The following is a 551-nucleotide window of genomic DNA, read 5'->3' as shown; positions in this document are numbered from 1 at the left end:
CATCATAAAAGATGTTATTTAATTTCTCAATAAAAAACTAAGATGAAGACATCTTAGTCAATACCGGCGGCCGGGGTCGAACCGGCACGCCCTCAACGGGCACTGGATTTTGAGTCCAGCGCGTCTGCCAATTCCGCCACGCCGGCAAGTTGATTTATTAGTACTAAGGCGGTAACCGGATTTGAACCGGTGATGAAGGTTTTGCAGACCTCTGCCTTACCACTTGGCTATACCGCCATTATACTATTATCAATCTATAAAATAAAGAATAAATTATAGAAACTGGGGTAGCTGGATTCGAACCAACGCATGAGGGAGTCAAAGTCCCTTGCCTTACCGCTTGGCTATACCCCAAGAATAAAAAGGGCGAATGATGGGAATCGAACCCACGAATGCCGGAGCCACAATCCGGTGCGTTAACCACTTCGCCACATTCGCCATGGCAGGGGCAGCAGGAATTGAACCCACACTAACGGTTTTGGAGACCGCTGTTCTACCTTTAAACTATGCCCCTATAAAATGGAGGAGAGTGGATTCGAACCACTGAACCC

At 47.2% G+C, this 551-nt stretch carries 5 tRNA genes; all 5 read right to left on the bottom strand.

The features are described 5' to 3' along the window. Positions 1–61 precede the first annotated feature (61 nt). Positions 62–146 (bottom strand) — tRNA-Leu (locus HMPREF2961_RS13685). A 20-nt stretch (positions 147–166) separates the two neighbouring features. Then, positions 167–237, bottom strand: a tRNA-Cys gene (locus HMPREF2961_RS13680). Between the two features lie 45 nt (positions 238–282). Further along, positions 283–354 (bottom strand) — tRNA-Gln (locus HMPREF2961_RS13675). A gap of 11 nt (positions 355–365) precedes the next feature. Beyond that, positions 366–438 (bottom strand) — tRNA-His (locus HMPREF2961_RS13670). A 2-nt stretch (positions 439–440) separates the two neighbouring features. Further along, positions 441–514, bottom strand: a tRNA-Trp gene (locus tag HMPREF2961_RS13665). Positions 515–551 lie beyond the last annotated feature (37 nt).

The sequence above is a fragment of the Enterococcus sp. HMSC076E04 genome (genome assembly GCF_001814285.1).
Classification (GTDB): domain Bacteria; phylum Bacillota; class Bacilli; order Lactobacillales; family Enterococcaceae; genus Enterococcus_B; species Enterococcus_B lactis.
Note: the sequence above shows the minus strand (reverse complement) of the source record. Positions and strands in the feature narration are given on the sequence as shown.